Origin of the sequence: Bacteroides sp. AM54-2NS (genome assembly GCF_003602935.1) — a bacterium.
In the GTDB taxonomy this organism is placed as follows: Bacteria; Bacteroidota; Bacteroidia; order Bacteroidales; family Bacteroidaceae; genus Bacteroides; species Bacteroides xylanisolvens.
This window is the reverse complement of the sequence record NZ_QTMZ01000049.1, coordinates 1-15,297: the sequence shown is the minus strand read 5'-3', so window position 1 is coordinate 15,297 and position 15,297 is coordinate 1. Positions and strand designations below refer to the sequence as shown.

Here is a 15,297-nt window from a genome sequence, read left to right as displayed (position 1 = left end):
AGTGAACACCTTGCTGACAACACAGCCTGTTCACCGTTCACCGTTAATAGTTCACCGTATCTATCTATTATTCCGGACGGCTATAGTTAGGCGATTCACTAGTAATCGTCACGTCGTGCGGATGGCTTTCCATTACACCTGCATTGGTAATGCGGGTAAACTTAGCATCATGAAGTTTATCAATATTGGCAGCACCGCAGTATCCCATACCTGCACGCAAACCACCTGACAACTGATAGACAACCTCGAAAAGTGTACCTTTATAAGGAACACGGGCAGCAATTCCTTCCGGAACCAGCTTCTTCACATCAGCAGTTCCGCTCTGGAAGTAACGGTCTTTCGAACCGTTCTCCATCGCTTCCAACGATCCCATACCACGATAGGATTTAAATTTACGTCCATTGAAAATGATTGTGTCGCCCGGAGACTCTTCTGTTCCGGCAACCAACGATCCGATCATTACACAATATCCACCGGCAGCCAACGCTTTCACTACATCGCCCGAATAGCGCAAACCACCATCGGCAATCAAAGGAATACCTGTACCCTTCAAGGCTTTTGCTACATCATAGACAGCAGACAACTGTGGAACACCTACACCGGCAACCACACGAGTGGTACAGATAGAACCCGGACCGATACCGACTTTCACTGCATCCGCTCCTGCTTCTACCAACGCTTTTGCAGCTTCTCCGGTAGCAATATTACCCACTACGATATCAATGTTCGGGAAGCGTTTCTTAGCTTCTTTCAGTTTTTCAATCACAAACATAGAGTGTCCGTGAGCCGTATCAATCACAATTGCATCCGCACCGGCATCTACCAATGCCTGCATACGATCCAGCGTATCGGCAGTCACACCTACACCGGCAGCTACACGCAAACGACCTTTGGCATCTTTACAAGCCATCGGTTTATCTTTTGCTTTTGTAATATCTTTATAAGTAACAAGACCGATCAACTTTCCGTCCATTCCGACAATCGGAAGTTTCTCGATCTTATGTTTCTGAAGAATCTGTGCAGCAGATTCCAGATCAGTAGACTGGTTTGTAGTTACCAATCTTTCTTTCGGAGTCATGACAAGATCAATATGTTTAGCCATGTCTCTTTCGAAACGCAAATCTCTGTTAGTAACAATACCCACCAAATAACCTTCATCATCTACCACAGGGATACCACCGATTTTGTATTCCGCCATGATGTCCAGTGCATCCTGCACAGTAGAACCTCTTTTAATAGTTACGGGATCATAAATCATACCATTTTCGGCACGTTTTACAATAGCAACTTGTCTTGCCTGTTCTTCGATAGACATATTTTTGTGAATCACGCCGATACCACCCTCACGAGCAATGGCAATAGCCATTTTCGCTTCGGTAACCGTATCCATGGCAGCCGTCACAAAAGGAATTTTTAACTCAATGTTTTTTGAAAACTTAGTCGAGAGATCGACAGTGCGCGGTAAAACTTCAGAATAAGCGGGGATCAACAATACGTCGTCGTAAGTTAACCCATCCATTACAATCTTATCAGCAATAAATGACATAGGGCTATGCGTTTAAAAATTATTGCGTGCAAATATACGGTTTTTATTCAAAACCGCATACCTGCACGCCTATTTTTTTCGCTTTTTTAATTAGCCATTTCAGAGATGAACTTAATACGCACCAAGCGAACTTCCTCTTCAGTGAAGTCATCGCCTAATTCATCAAGCGCATCATCAATCTTATCAGTGGTAGATTCCTTGAAATAATCATAGATATCGAGCATGTGATCTTCATCCATGATTTCTTCCAGGAAATAATCGATATTCAGTTTGGTTCCCGAATAGACGATAGCTTCTACCTCGTCCAGAAGTTCACCGAACTCGATACCTTTGGAAAGAGCGATATCATCTAACGCCACTTTACGGTCAATTGCCTGAATGATAGCTACTTTCATCTTTGATTTATTGGCAACCGTACGTACCCGCAAGTCTTCGGGACGTTCTATTTCATTCTCTTCACAGTGGCGTTTGATTAATTTACAGAACTCTTCACCGTAACGTTTTGCTTTTCCGGCTCCTACACCCGGTATATTCTGCAATTCATCCAATGTCACCGGATAAATGGTAGCCATCGCTTCCAAAGACGGATCCTGGAAGATCACATAAGGCGGCACTTCCAGTTTCTTCGAGAGTTTCTTCCGCAAGTCCTTCAACATAGAATAAAGAGCAGGGTCTACCGCACAGGAACCACCGCCACGTGCCGGAACTTCTTCTTCCGTCTCTTCAAAGTCGTTGTCTTCGGTAATCTTGAATGACTTCGGCTTCTTCAAGAACTTGTGTCCTTCCTCCGTCACTTTCAGGAGTCCGTAATGTTCCACATCCTTGCTCAAGTAACCTGCGATCAGTGCTTGACGAATCACTGCGTTCCATGTTTTATCCTCTTCGCCCATACCGGAGCCGAAGACTTCGAGGTCTTCATGCAAATGCGCCTGTACTTCGGAAGTTTCTTTACCTTGTAGTATGTCTATAATATAATCTGCCTTAAAATTTTCTTTCACCGCGATAATCGCTTCAATCACGGCACACAATAACTCTTGAGCCTCCACTTGTTTTTTAGGGTTTAAACAGTTGTCACAATTTCCACAATTCTCTTCCGTATATTCTTCGCCGAAATAATGCAGCAACGTCTTGCGCCGGCATACGGAAGATTCGGCATAAGCAGCGGTTTCCAACAGAAGCTGCTTGCCAATTTCCTGCTCTGCCACAGGTTTTCCTTGCATGAACTTCTCCAGTTTCTGCAAGTCTTTGTTTGTATAAAAGGTTATGCACTGACCTTCACCGCCATCTCTACCGGCACGTCCGGTCTCCTGGTAATACCCTTCCAGACTCTTTGGAATATCGTAGTGAATCACAAACCTTACATCCGGCTTGTCGATTCCCATACCGAAAGCGATAGTTGCTACAATAACGTCCACTTTTTCCATCAGGAAATCATCCTGATTCTTAGTCCTCGCCAACGAATCCATCCCGGCATGATAAGGACGCGCATTGATACCGTTTGCCTGAAGGATTTCAGCAAGTTCCTCTACTTTTTTCCGGCTAAGGCAATAGATAATGCCCGATTTTTCCGGATTGTTTTTGATAAACTTGATAATATCCCTGTCAATATTAGCGGTCTTCGCGCGTACCTCATAATAAAGGTTCGGACGGTTGAACGACGATTTGAAAACTTGAGCATCTACCATTCCCAGATTTTTCTGGATATCATGCTGCACCTTTGGTGTCGCTGTTGCGGTCAACGCAATCAACGGAGCCTTTCCTATTTCGTTGATAATAGGGCGAATCCGCCGGTATTCCGGTCGGAAGTCATGTCCCCATTCAGAAATACAGTGAGCTTCGTCTACTGCATAGAATGAGATTTTCACCGAACGCAAAAATTCTACATTTTCTTCTTTCGTCAGCGATTCCGGCGCCACATATAGCAATTTTGTCTTTCCGGCAAGGATGTCCGACCTTACTTGGTCTATTGCGCCTTTGTTTAATGAAGAATTGATAAAATGGGCGACGCCATCTTCTTCACTGAAATTGCGCATTGCATCCACTTGATTCTTCATCAACGCAATAAGCGGAGAAATTACAATTGCCGTACCTTCCATCAAGAGCGAAGGTAGCTGATAGCATAAAGATTTCCCGCCACCGGTAGGCATCAGTACAAAGGTATCTTTACCATCGAGCAAGTTGTTAATGATCGCTTCCTGGTTTCCCTTGAACTTATTAAATCCGAAACACTTCTTCAGTTCATCTGTTAAATTAATCTTCCTTGCCATCTTAACTTAGGTTGTTTTATTCAGTTCATGGTTTAACTTTAGTAGGCTTCCTCCTTCAAGAGAGCCAAACAAAGTTATAAACAACTTCGTAATTACCAAGCAAAATGCGACTAATATTTTCAAGAAAATACAGTTACGATCATCTTTTGCAGCCTTACTCTTTGATTTTAAGCAGTTTGCAGTCGTGCCATATTCGCTTTTTCCAGTTGCATCTTTGCATAATCCAGCGTCACCTTATACTCTTTTTTGTCCTCTGAAGGGATTTCAAACATGACATCCATCATGATTGTTTCCACAATAGAGCGCAATCCACGGGCACCCAGCTTATATTCCACCGCCTTATCGACGATATATTCGAAGACAGCATCTTCAAATGTGAGCTTGATACCATCCATTTCAAACAGTTTGATGTACTGCTTGATGATAGAGTTTTTCGGTTCGGTGAGGATAGCACGAAGCGCATTCCGATCCAGCGGATTCAAATAAGTCAGTACCGGAAGACGTCCGATAATTTCGGGAATCAGTCCGAATGACTTCAAATCCTGCGGAGCGATATACTGCATCATGTTATTCTTGTCCACCGTCGCTGTTTTCTGCGACGCCGTATAACCTACGACATGTGTATTCAACCGTTGGGCGATCTTCTTTTCGATACCATCGAAAGCGCCGCCACAGATAAAGAGAATATTTTTGGTATTTACCGGAATCATCTTCTGGTCCGGATGTTTACGACCACCCTGGGGAGGTACGTTCACAACAGAGCCTTCGAGTAATTTCAGCAATCCCTGCTGTACACCTTCACCGCTCACATCGCGAGTGATGGAAGGGTTATCTCCTTTGCGGGCAATCTTGTCGATCTCGTCGATAAACACAATACCCTGTTCCGCTTCAGGTACATTATAATCTGCCACCTGAAGCAAACGGGTTAAAATACTTTCGATATCTTCGCCTACATAACCGGCCTCTGTCAGCACCGTAGCGTCTACAATGGTAAACGGCACGTGCAGCAACTTGGCAATCGTACGTGCAAGCAACGTTTTTCCGGTTCCGGTACTACCTACCATAATAATGTTCGACTTTTCAATCTCCACATCATCCCCGCTGTCTTTTTGCAACAGACGTTTATAATGGTTATAGACCGATACGGAAAGGAAGCGTTTTGCGTCATCCTGTCCGATCACATACTGGTCGAGGAATTTCTTGATTTCTACCGGTTTGGGCAGTTCTTTTAAATTGAGTTTGGTAGCTCCCGCGCTTTTCTTGCCTTCGCCCAATGCTTCCTGAGTAATCTCATAAGCCTGGGTAGCACAACTGTCGCAGATATAGCCGTTCATTCCCGTAATCAGGAATCCGACTTCGTTCTCCGACCGTCCACAGAAGCTACACCTTTTCTTTGTCTTTGAATCAGCCATTTTTATTTCTTAATCAATACCTCATCAATCATACCGTATTCTTTCGCTTCCTGAGCTGTCATCCAGTAGTCGCGGTCAGAGTCCGCCCATACCTTATCGAAATCAGTATGCGAATGATCGGCGATGATCGTATAAAGTTCTTTCTTCAATTTCTGAATCTCACGAGCTGTGATTTCAATGTCCGACGCTTGTCCTTGCGCACCACCCATCGGCTGGTGAATCATCACACGTGAATGAGGCAACGCAGAACGTTTGCCTTCAGCACCGGCAACAAGCAATACAGCCGCCATTGAAGCTGCCATACCTGTACAGATGGTAGCAACATCACTTGAAATAAACTGCATCGTATCATAAATGCCCAGTCCGGCATATACACTTCCGCCCGGAGAGTTGATATAGATAGAGATATCCTTACCCGGATCAACAGAATCCAGATACAGCAACTGTGCCTGAAGCGTATTCGCTGTATAGTCATCTACTTGTGTACCGAGGAAAATGATGCGGTCCATCATCAAACGGGAGAAAACGTCGAGTTGAGTAACGTTCAACTGTCTTTCTTCCAGAATATAGGGATTCAAATACCCGGCCTGCGATTTAATCACATCATCCAATACCATGCCATTCATTCCTAAATGCTTGGTTGCGTATTTTCTAAAATCATCCATGTTAATTGTTCCTTTCTTATAAATTAAAAATAAACGTAAGTACAAAGAAACGAAAAAGAATACAGAGACACAAAAAAACACAGAGTTATAATTTTATAAAAACTCTGTGTTTCTGTGACTTTATATTCTATTCAACCGAATGATTATTCAAACATCTTATTGAATTCTTCGATTGAAACGTTCTTGTTTTCCAAAGTAACCTGCGCTTTCAGAGCAGCAGCCAGCTTCACTTCTACAACACGACTTACCAAATTATTGATAGTTTCTTTCTTCTTCAACATCTCCTGTGCATAGTTGTCAAGCACATCATCAGGGATAGACAACATACCGTATTGAGCAAACTGTGCCTTCGTTGTTTCTCTAGCCATCTTCAGAACATCTTCCTGTTCTACTTTGATATCGTTTGCTTCAACCAACTGTTCCTTAATCAGGTGCCAAGTCAGTTCCTCGATGCTCTTATCATAGTTTTCAGCAACATATTCTTCGCCCTTTTCTTCGTTGTTCAGCAACATGATACGTTTCAGCAGAGCGTCAGAGAATTCCAACTTACCTACTTTTTCCATCATCACCTTGCGAATATCGATCAGGAACTTATAATCGCTGTCAGCAACAAATCTTGCTGCAATTTCTTCTTTAATCTTAGCGCGGAATTCCTCTTCAGTCTTCACAACACCTTCGCCGAATGCCTGGTCGAACACTTCCTGTGTCAATTCACCCGGAACAAAACGAGTGATTTCTTCTACCTGGAAGCTGAAGTCAGACTTAACGTCTTTCGCGATTTCCTTGTCGATCTTCAACAAAGAACCCAGTTCAGCAGCATGTCCGTCATAAGCAACATTCGGATTGAACACCAATACATCATTTACTTTTGCGTTAGCAAAAATAGCTTTCTGTTCGTCATTCTTCATGTAAGCAGGCATCAACACAGCAGCTTCTACCTGAATACCACCTTCTTTTGTATTGCCTTCTTCGTCCAACTGTGCCAGCAGACCTTTCAACATATCATTATCTTCGTAAGCATCTACCTTATCATACTTACCAGTGCGTTGAGTGTACATCTTCACCTGGTTGTCGATCATTTCTTCAGAAACTTCGATAGAATAATAATCTACTTTATCTTTAGCGCTTACTTCTGCTTTAAATTCAGGTGCCAAAGCGATATCGAACACGAATTCGAACTCTTCCATTGTATCGAAATCAATATTCTGCTGCTTTTCTTCATTAGGCAACGGCTCGCCCAACATATTCACCTTATTATCTTTAATATAATTGTAAACAGCTTCTTGCAATGCCTTATTCACAACCTCTGCAATCACCGATTTACCATACATCTTTTTAATAAGACTTGTCGGCACCATACCTTTACGGAATCCCGGAATCTGTGCCTTCTGACGGAGTGATTTCAACTCTTTGTCTACTTTCTCCTGATAATCTGCTTTCTCAAGCTTTACAGTAAGCTCTGCGCTTACTTTGTCAATGTTTTGTAATGAAACGTTCATTCTGACAATTATTTATTTGATTTATACTTTGTTCTATACTCAAAGAGGGTGCAAAATTAGTGCTAATCTTTCAAATTTCAAAAGACATTGCAGATTTATTTCAGCAACGCCACCCATCTTTCACACATCTTTTATTAATTATTTCATCAATTCCTCATATATAAACAACAATAAACCATCAGCAACGACCACGCCGCAGGTCCCCCGGCCTACTTTTTTCTCCGTCAAGCGAGCGCCCGTAACGAAGCGTTAAGAAGGGCAGACTGTTTGAGCGAAGCGAGTTTCTGCCCTTTAGCGTAGTGAAGGAAGCGAGTAGGAGAAAAAAGTCAGCCTTGAATTTTTCTTTGCTTTCTTTTCTTTCAAGAGAAAAGGAAAGAACTTTTTTTCTGATAATCCGCAAATTAACCTTCCAAAAAGATGGTTAATCCAAAAATTATTCTTTTCTTTGCTGCGGATTGATGGACCATTAGTTTCTCGATTTGATTACAAGGTTTTTACTTCCGTTACGAAACGCATTTGTAAACTCTCTGTCGTTTTAATCTTTTTATTAGTAACCATCTATCCAGAGAGTTTTATTCATTTATTTATTTTTTATCATTTTCATTATGAACATTTATGTTGGAAACCTTAACTACCGTGTTAAGGAAGGAGATCTGCAACAAGTGATGGAAGATTACGGAGCAGTATCATCAGTTAAAGTTGTTATGGACCGTGAAACCGGTAAATCCAAAGGATTCGCTTTCATCGAAATGGAAGACGACGCTGCAGCTGCAAAAGCTATTGCTGAATTGAACGGAGCTGAATACATGGGCCGTACAATGGTAGTTAAAGAAGCTAGACCTAGAGCTTAATTGCCGACGCTAATATAGCTAAGAAAAAAAGAAACTTCTGTCACCCCGATGACAGAAGTTTTTTTATTACCCTTCCATTCCTTGCACTTCCACGTCCTTCACCTTACGGAGCAAGTCTGAAGCAAAGATAAAGTTATTCAGTCGTTCGTTGGTAGAGGTAAAGATATCATCTTTTGTCCCTTCCCACTCTTTATGTCCTTCATAAATATAAATCACCTTCTCGCCAATTCCCAATACAGAGTTCATATCATGCGTATTGATAATAGTCGTCATGTTATATTCCTGCGTAATATCATGGATCAGATCATCAATCACCAATGACGTTTTCGGATCGAGCCCCGAGTTCGGTTCATCGCAAAACAAATATTGCGGATTCAGGGCAATCGCACGTGCAATAGCCACACGCTTCTGCATCCCCCCACTGATTTCTCCCGGAAACTTATCTTTCGCCTCCCCCAGATTCACACGATCCAAGCAGAACATCGCCCGTTTGGTACGCTCACGCAAAGTATCATTGCTAAACATATTCAACGGAAACATCACATTGTCCAACACCGTCATTGAGTCAAACAGAGCCGCACTCTGGAAAATCATCCCCATCTCCTTGCGAAGCATCTTTTTCTCCTTCTTCCCCATCAAGACAAGGTTACGTCCGTCATATAAGACTTCCCCCTTCTCCGGAGTAAGCAATCCTACAATACACTTCATCAATACCGTCTTACCGGAGCCACTTTGACCGATAATCAAATTCGTCTTTCCATTTTCAAAACTAGCATTGATATCGCTCAATACCGTTTTATCATCAAATGATTTATAAAGTCCTTTAATCTCAATCATCCCATCAAAAGTTTAGTTAATATCAAGTCCGCAAACAGAATCAATACACTGCTGGATACTACGGCATCCGTAGAAGCCTTTCCCACAGCAATCGATCCACCATCTACCGTATATCCGAAGAAAGCAGACACACTTGCAATAATAAACGCGAAAAAGAGGGATTTGATGATACCGGCCCAAATAAACCACTCCACAAACATATATTGCAATCCATATTCCAGATCGACCGCATTCATCACCCCGGCAAACCAACAGGTGCAAAAGGCACCGATAATTCCGGCAAAGATACTGAACGTCACTAAAATAGGAATCACAGTTACCATCGCCGTAATCTTAGGCAGAATCAGGTAGTTTGCCGAATTGATACCCATAATTTCGAGCGCGTCAATCTGCTGCGTCACCCGCATCGTTCCTAATTCCGAAGCGATATTCGATCCTACTTTTCCCGCAAGAATCAAACACATGATAGAGGAAGAAAATTCCAGCAACATAATTTCACGTGTCACATACCCCACTGTCCAGCGAGGCATCCACGGACTTTCGATATTCAACTTGATTTGGATGGTAATAACCGCGCCGATGAAAAACGAAATCAACAGCACGATACCGATGGAGTTCACACCTAGTTGCTCCAACTCGTTAAGGTATTGCCGGAAGAACATACGCATACGTTCAGGACGGGAAAAAGTCCGTCCCATCAGCATGAAATATCTCCCGACGGTTCTCAATGCTTTTATCATAACTCACACTATTTGTCTGCAAATGTACATTATTTCAGCTTATTTTTACTACATTTGCCGCAAAATAACTAGAATATGGAAGAAAGCAAGATGGTGCTCCGCACGGAAGACCTGGTTAAGAAGTACGGTAAACGAACCGTTGTGAGCCACGTTTCCATCAATGTGAAGCAAGGTGAGATTGTAGGTTTGCTGGGACCGAACGGTGCCGGCAAGACGACTTCATTCTATATGACTGTAGGGCTGATTACTCCGAATGAAGGACGTATTTTCCTCGACGACCTGGAGATTACCAAATATCCGGTTTACAAACGAGCGCAAACGGGAATCGGCTACCTTGCACAGGAAGCTTCCGTTTTCCGCCAGATGAGTGTGGAAGATAATATCGCCGCCGTACTGGAAATGACTAACAAGCCCAAAGAATATCAAAAGGAAAAACTCGAAAGCCTGATAGCAGAATTCCGTCTGCAAAAGGTACGCAAAAACAAAGGTAACCAGTTGTCCGGAGGTGAACGCCGCCGTACGGAGATTGCCCGTTGTCTTGCCATCGACCCCAAATTCATCATGCTTGACGAACCTTTTGCCGGTGTAGACCCGATTGCCGTAGAAGATATCCAGCAAATTGTTTGGAAGCTGAAAGACAAGAATATCGGAATCCTGATTACCGACCACAACGTACAGGAGACACTTAGTATCACCGACCGCGCCTATCTGCTGTTTGAAGGAAAGATTCTTTTCCAGGGAACACCGGAAGAATTATCGGAGAATCAGATTGTGCGTGAAAAATACTTGAGTAACAGCTTCGTTTTACGCAGAAAAGATTTCCAGTTGGAGAAATAGATTCACCACAGATTTTCACAGATATTTCATAAAGAATACGGGCTAATCAAATGATACAAAACTTGTAAATTGATTAGCCCGTTTTTTATTTTTAATCTGTGGAAATCTGTGTTAATCTGTGGTGAACTTTACTTCTGTCGAATATAAATATTAACCGGAGTACCTGTCAGATTCCATTTCTCACGCATCTTATTTTCGAGGAAACGTTTGTACGGATCCTTCACATACTGCGGCAAGTTGGCAAAATAGACAAATGAAGGCACTTGCGTATTCGGCAGCTGTGTGATGTATTTAATCTTGATATACTTACCTTTATTTGAGGGAGGCGGATAAGCCTCGATCAGCGGGAGCATTTCTTCATTCAAACGAGCTGTCGGAATCTTTGTCGTCCGGTTCTCATATACATTACGTGCTTCTTCCAGCACTTTCAGAATACGTTGTTTAGTCAACGCAGAAGCAAAGATGATCGGGAAATCGACAAACGGAGCAAAACGTGAACGGACAGCTTCCTCAAATGTCTTCTGCACTTTCACTGATTTATCTTCCACCAAGTCCCATTTATTAATCACGACTACCAATCCTTTCTGGTTCTTCTGAATCAGAGAAAAGATATTCAAGTCCTGGCTCTCAACACCCCTCGTTGCATCCAACATCAGAATACAAACATCCGAACCTTCGATGGCACGAATCGAACGAATCACCGAATAATATTCCAAGTCTTCATTTACCTTGTTTTTCTTACGGATACCTGCCGTATCTACCAGGTAAAAATCAAATCCGAATTTATTGTAACGAGTGTAGATCGAGTCACGGGTAGTCCCTGCAATCTCTGTCACGATATTACGTTCTTCCCCAATAAACGCGTTTACAATGGAAGACTTTCCGGCATTCGGGCGTCCTACCACAGCAAAACGAGGAATATCATCATCCAGGATTTCAGAAGATTCCTTCTTGAAATTGCTGACAATCAAATCCATCAAATCACCCGTACCACTTCCTGTCATGGCAGAAACACAATACGGATCGCCCAATCCCAGTTTATAAAACTCGGGAGCGTTATACTGTAAATCATGATTGTCCGTTTTATTGGCAACCATAATCACCGGACTATTAGCACGGCGCAGAATAGCCGCTACCTGCATATCCAGATCGGTCACTCCGTTCATCACATCCACAACGAACAAAATAACGTCCGCTTCATCCACTGCCAATAATACCTGCTTGCGGATTTCCTCTTCAAAAACATCATCCGAATTAACCACCCATCCGCCGGTATCCACCACGGAGAACTCACGGCCCAGCCACTCGGACTTGCCATATTGTCTGTCGCGGGTTGTACCCGCTTCTTCATTCACAATAGCCTGACGAGTCTTCGTCAGACGGTTAAATAAGGTAGACTTGCCCACATTCGGGCGTCCTACAATTGCAACTAAATTACCCATAGTTCAATACCTTGTTTTTTCACGACTATCACAGTCGCATGAATACTCTTAATCTAACTGATAACCAAAATTACGCAGCTCCTTATCCGAACTACGCCAATCCTTATCCACTTTCACATACGTTTCGAGGAAAATAGTCTTTCCAAAGAAACGTTCCAGTTCGCGGCGAGCCTCGGTAGCTACCTTCTTCAACGCCTTGCCCTGTTTACCGATAATAATTCCTTTCTGCGAATCACGTTCCACGTTAATCACCGCACGAATATGAATCTTCTTCGGCTCTTCCTTAAACTCCTCTACGACCACTTCCACCGAATAAGGAATCTCCTTGTCGTAGTAGAGCAGAATCTTTTCCCGGATAATCTCATTCACGAAGAAACGGGCAGGCTTGTCCGTCCACTGATCCTTTCCAAAATAAGGAGGAGAATCGGGCAACAGTTCTTTGATTCGCTTCATCACATAGTCCACATTGAACTTCGATGTAGCAGAAATCGGAATAATTTCGGCTTGGGGAAGCAGTTCTTTCCAATCTTCCACCAGCTTTACCAGTTTTTCCTGATCTGTAAGATCTATCTTATTGATGAGCAAGAGCACAGGCACCGTCATCTGGCGTACCTTCTCCATAAACTCATTATTCTTATCCGGCGTCTCCACCACGTCAGTCACATAAAGCAAGATATCCGCATCCGTCAATGCCGAAGTAGAAAAATTCAGCATCGACTCCTGTAGTTTATAATTGGGCTTCAATACTCCCGGAGTATCAGAAAAAACAATCTGCATTTCATCCGTATTATAGATTCCCATAATCCGGTGACGAGTTGTCTGCGCCTTGAAAGTAGCGATCGAAATACGTTCGCCCACCAAGACATTCATCAATGTCGATTTTCCGACATTCGGATTTCCTACAATGTTTACAAAACCTGCTTTATGCATTTCTCTTCATTTTATTGGTTGAGACAAAAAAACGCATCGAATCGAAATAGGATGCGTTTTTGAGTGTTATAGTTCAGTAACTTACGTTACGATTCCTTTTTTCCGTCATAACCCCATTTCACGTAAACTGCGCCCCATGTAAATCCGGCACCGAATGCAGTGAAAATGATATTATCACCTTTCTTGAGTTTATCTTCATAATCCCAGATACACAAAGGAAGAGTAGCAGCACTGGTGTTACCGTAATGCTCAATATTTACCAACACTTTATCCATTGGCACCTCCATACGGTGAGCCACGGCTTCGATAATGCGGACATTCGCCTGATGCGGAACAATCCAGTTGATATTATCTTTCGTCAGACCATTCTTTTCTGCAATAGCAGCAGATACATCCGACATGTTGGATACAGCATATTTAAACACTGTTCTTCCTTCCTGGTGCAAATAGTGCATTTTATTGTCTACTGTGAAATAAGACGGAGGACAAACCGAACCACCAGCTTTCATGTGGAGGAAAGGCAATCCTTTGCCATCAGTTCTCAGTATCGAATCCATGATTCCGTAATCTTCCGTAGTCGGTTCCACCATAAAGGCAGCAGCACCGTCACCAAAGATAGGGCATGTAGCACGATCTGTATAGTTAACCATTGACGACATCTTATCGGCACCGACAATGATAATTTTCTTATATCTTCCCGAACGGATGAAATTAGCAGCTGTCTCCATTAAATACAGGAAACCACTACAAGCAGCTTGCAAATCGAAAGCAAATGCATTCTTCAGTCCGAGTTTATCACAAAGAATAGAAGCTGTAGAAGGGAAGTGATAGTCAGGAGTAGTGGTAGCGACAACAACCAAATCAATGTCATCAGGATTAGCACCAGTTTTCTTCATCAACTGTTTGGCAGCTTTGCGTGCCATGTATGAACTACCTAATCCTTCCTCATTCAGAATATGTCTCTCCTTTACTCCGATACGAGTCATAATCCATTCGTCGTTGGTATCCACCATTTTTGATATCTCGTCGTTAGTTAAGATATAATCGGGAACGTACCCGCCGACTCCTGTGATTACTGCATTTATTTTTTCCATCAAACCTATTTTAAATTAGCAATACTATAATACTTAAAGCAGCCGGAGAGCTTTACCCTCAGGCTGTTTTCAGTATAACTGTACTAATTATACAGCTGCTTCTTTCTCAATAGCGAGCTTACCTCTGTAATAGCCACAAGCACCACATACAGTGTGGTAAACGTGCCATTCGCCGCAATTCGGACAAATAGCCAATGTAGGAGCTACTGCCTTATCATGAGTTCTTCTCTTCGCTTGTCTCGTACTTGATTGTCTTCTCTTAGGATGTGCCATTTTCTTAAAACTTTAATTATTATCTAATATTTTTTTTAATTCATTCCAGCGAGGATCAATTTGTTCCTCCACTTCTTCCTCAATTACGATGTCATCTCCACCTGTGTCGAAAGTATCATCGCTATCCTCATTCGCATTTGTTTTCAAATGCTTGTTCAATTTACTAGTTACCGCTTTATTACACTTACCGGGAGCATGTACATGCTTCATCGGAATAGACAGCGCAACAAATTCATACATGAACCATGCAACGTTGATTTCCCCTTCTTCCTCGGGAATCACAATCAGGTTGTCACCTTCTTCTGCATATTCATGACCAAACTTTACCATCAGTTTATCAGAAGAACTGATAGGTAGCTCCATATCATCCAGACAACGGTCGCATGGTACCCATACCATTCCGTCAGTTTGGAAACTCAGCTCGAAAGCACGAGAGGTTCTTTTCACAGTCAATGTAACATTGACCTTTCCTTTCTGAACTTCAGGACCATCAATGTGAGCGAAGTAAAGGTTATCCAATACAAACTCATACTTAGCAGAGTCTGCTTGCATACCTTTCAAGTCAATTTTGTATTTATCAAATTTTCCCAAAGCTTCTCTCTTTTTTAAATCGTTAGCTTACAATTCGGGCGACAAAGATACAAATAAATATCCTCATAACATACAAATTATCAGTAAATATTCACTTTTTTAATAGGTATTATGAGGTTTGTATCTGCTAAAAAGGGTGGTATAAATACCAAAGTAATAAAAAACAGAAAGCCTCGCCCGTCAATAGACAAGCGAGGCTTCTTTAAAACGGCGGCTACCTACTCTCCCACTGTTACGCAGTACCATCGGCGTGACGAGGCTTAACTTCTCTGTTCGGAATGGGAAGAGGTGGAACCCTCGTGCTATAACCACC

Annotated in this window: 14 protein-coding genes and 1 rRNA gene; 2 read left to right on the top strand and 13 right to left on the bottom strand. The window is 42.5% G+C overall.

What is annotated here, in order from left to right:
• Nucleotides 1–67 precede the first annotated feature (67 nt).
• The 5 genes from guaB to tig all read right to left on the bottom strand — a co-directional run bounded on the left by guaB (nt 68) and on the right by tig (nt 7,389).
• Entirely contained in the window at nt 68–1,546 is a 1,479-nt protein-coding gene (guaB, locus tag DXA05_RS21515) for an IMP dehydrogenase (RefSeq protein ID WP_008020388.1), read from the bottom strand.
• 86 nt (nt 1,547–1,632) lie between these two features.
• Nucleotides 1,633–3,813, bottom strand: coding sequence for a DNA helicase RecQ (gene recQ, locus DXA05_RS21510; RefSeq protein ID WP_008020386.1), 2,181 nt, complete (start codon nt 3,811–3,813; stop codon nt 1,633–1,635).
• 167 nt (nt 3,814–3,980) lie between these two features.
• Entirely contained in the window at nt 3,981–5,225 is a 1,245-nt protein-coding gene (gene clpX / locus DXA05_RS21505; protein WP_008641838.1) for an ATP-dependent Clp protease ATP-binding subunit ClpX, read from the bottom strand.
• A 2-nt stretch (nt 5,226–5,227) separates the two neighbouring features.
• Complete coding sequence (gene clpP / locus DXA05_RS21500) at nt 5,228–5,890, bottom strand: ATP-dependent Clp endopeptidase proteolytic subunit ClpP (RefSeq protein WP_004297164.1); 663 nt, start codon at nt 5,888–5,890, stop codon at nt 5,228–5,230.
• A gap of 143 nt (nt 5,891–6,033) precedes the next feature.
• Entirely contained in the window at nt 6,034–7,389 is a 1,356-nt protein-coding gene (gene tig / locus DXA05_RS21495; protein ID WP_128859616.1) for a trigger factor, read from the bottom strand.
• A 605-nt stretch (nt 7,390–7,994) separates the two neighbouring features.
• On the opposite strand from tig, the gene DXA05_RS21485 reads away from it, so the two are divergent.
• Nucleotides 7,995–8,240 (top strand): RNA-binding protein, encoded by a 246-nt coding sequence (locus tag DXA05_RS21485; RefSeq protein ID WP_004297160.1) that lies wholly within the window; start codon nt 7,995–7,997, stop codon nt 8,238–8,240.
• 66 nt (nt 8,241–8,306) lie between these two features.
• On the opposite strand, the gene DXA05_RS21480 is transcribed toward DXA05_RS21485, so the two are convergent.
• Nucleotides 8,307–9,077 (bottom strand): ABC transporter ATP-binding protein, encoded by a 771-nt coding sequence (locus tag DXA05_RS21480; RefSeq protein WP_004308628.1) that lies wholly within the window; start codon nt 9,075–9,077, stop codon nt 8,307–8,309.
• Entirely contained in the window at nt 9,074–9,817 is a 744-nt protein-coding gene (locus DXA05_RS21475; RefSeq protein ID WP_004308627.1) for an ABC transporter permease, read from the bottom strand. The genes DXA05_RS21480 and DXA05_RS21475 overlap by 4 nt, the downstream gene beginning before the upstream one ends.
• A gap of 75 nt (nt 9,818–9,892) precedes the next feature.
• On the opposite strand from DXA05_RS21475, the gene lptB reads away from it, so the two are divergent.
• Nucleotides 9,893–10,654 carry an LPS export ABC transporter ATP-binding protein gene (lptB, locus tag DXA05_RS21470; protein ID WP_004308626.1) on the top strand — a complete coding sequence of 254 codons (762 nt, stop codon included), beginning with the start codon at nt 9,893–9,895 and terminating at the stop codon, nt 10,652–10,654.
• 128 nt (nt 10,655–10,782) lie between these two features.
• Here the strand turns inward: lptB and der are convergent, their stop codons facing one another.
• The 6 genes from der to rrf all read right to left on the bottom strand — a co-directional run.
• Entirely contained in the window at nt 10,783–12,096 is a 1,314-nt protein-coding gene (gene der / locus DXA05_RS21465; RefSeq protein WP_004308625.1) for a ribosome biogenesis GTPase Der, read from the bottom strand.
• Nucleotides 12,097–12,144: 48 nt separating this feature from the next.
• On the bottom strand, nt 12,145–13,026 hold the full coding sequence (gene era / locus DXA05_RS21460; RefSeq protein WP_004308624.1) for a GTPase Era: 882 nt from the start codon (nt 13,024–13,026) through the stop codon (nt 12,145–12,147).
• 86 nt (nt 13,027–13,112) lie between these two features.
• Nucleotides 13,113–14,120, bottom strand: a complete 1,008-nt coding sequence (locus DXA05_RS21455) for a beta-ketoacyl-ACP synthase III (RefSeq protein WP_004308623.1) — start codon at nt 14,118–14,120, stop codon at nt 13,113–13,115.
• A gap of 87 nt (nt 14,121–14,207) precedes the next feature.
• Nucleotides 14,208–14,393: a 50S ribosomal protein L32 gene (rpmF, locus tag DXA05_RS21450; RefSeq protein WP_004296852.1), complete on the bottom strand. Its 186-nt coding sequence runs from the start codon at nt 14,391–14,393 to the stop codon at nt 14,208–14,210.
• Between the two features lie 12 nt (nt 14,394–14,405).
• Nucleotides 14,406–14,984: a DUF177 domain-containing protein gene (locus DXA05_RS21445; RefSeq protein WP_004313594.1), complete on the bottom strand. Its 579-nt coding sequence runs from the start codon at nt 14,982–14,984 to the stop codon at nt 14,406–14,408.
• A 205-nt stretch (nt 14,985–15,189) separates the two neighbouring features.
• Nucleotides 15,190–15,297, bottom strand: a 5S ribosomal RNA gene (gene rrf, locus DXA05_RS21440); the annotation flags it as partial.

Coding starts and splice junctions, on each gene's coding strand:
- guaB (WP_008020388.1), bottom strand. CDS start 1,546: ATGTCATTTATTGCTGATAAGATTGTAATGGATGGGTTAACTTACGAC.
- recQ (WP_008020386.1), bottom strand. CDS start 3,813: ATGGCAAGGAAGATTAATTTAACAGATGAACTGAAGAAGTGTTTCGGA.
- clpX (WP_008641838.1), bottom strand. CDS start 5,225: ATGGCTGATTCAAAGACAAAGAAAAGGTGTAGCTTCTGTGGACGGTCG.
- clpP (WP_004297164.1), bottom strand. CDS start 5,890: ATGGATGATTTTAGAAAATACGCAACCAAGCATTTAGGAATGAATGGC.
- tig (WP_128859616.1), bottom strand. CDS start 7,389: ATGAACGTTTCATTACAAAACATTGACAAAGTAAGCGCAGAGCTTACT.
- DXA05_RS21485 (WP_004297160.1), top strand. CDS start 7,995: ATGAACATTTATGTTGGAAACCTTAACTACCGTGTTAAGGAAGGAGAT.
- DXA05_RS21480 (WP_004308628.1), bottom strand. CDS start 9,077: ATGATTGAGATTAAAGGACTTTATAAATCATTTGATGATAAAACGGTA.
- DXA05_RS21475 (WP_004308627.1), bottom strand. CDS start 9,817: ATGATAAAAGCATTGAGAACCGTCGGGAGATATTTCATGCTGATGGGA.
- lptB (WP_004308626.1), top strand. CDS start 9,893: ATGGAAGAAAGCAAGATGGTGCTCCGCACGGAAGACCTGGTTAAGAAG.
- der (WP_004308625.1), bottom strand. CDS start 12,096: ATGGGTAATTTAGTTGCAATTGTAGGACGCCCGAATGTGGGCAAGTCT.
- era (WP_004308624.1), bottom strand. CDS start 13,026: ATGCATAAAGCAGGTTTTGTAAACATTGTAGGAAATCCGAATGTCGGA.
- DXA05_RS21455 (WP_004308623.1), bottom strand. CDS start 14,120: ATGGAAAAAATAAATGCAGTAATCACAGGAGTCGGCGGGTACGTTCCC.
- rpmF (WP_004296852.1), bottom strand. CDS start 14,393: ATGGCACATCCTAAGAGAAGACAATCAAGTACGAGACAAGCGAAGAGA.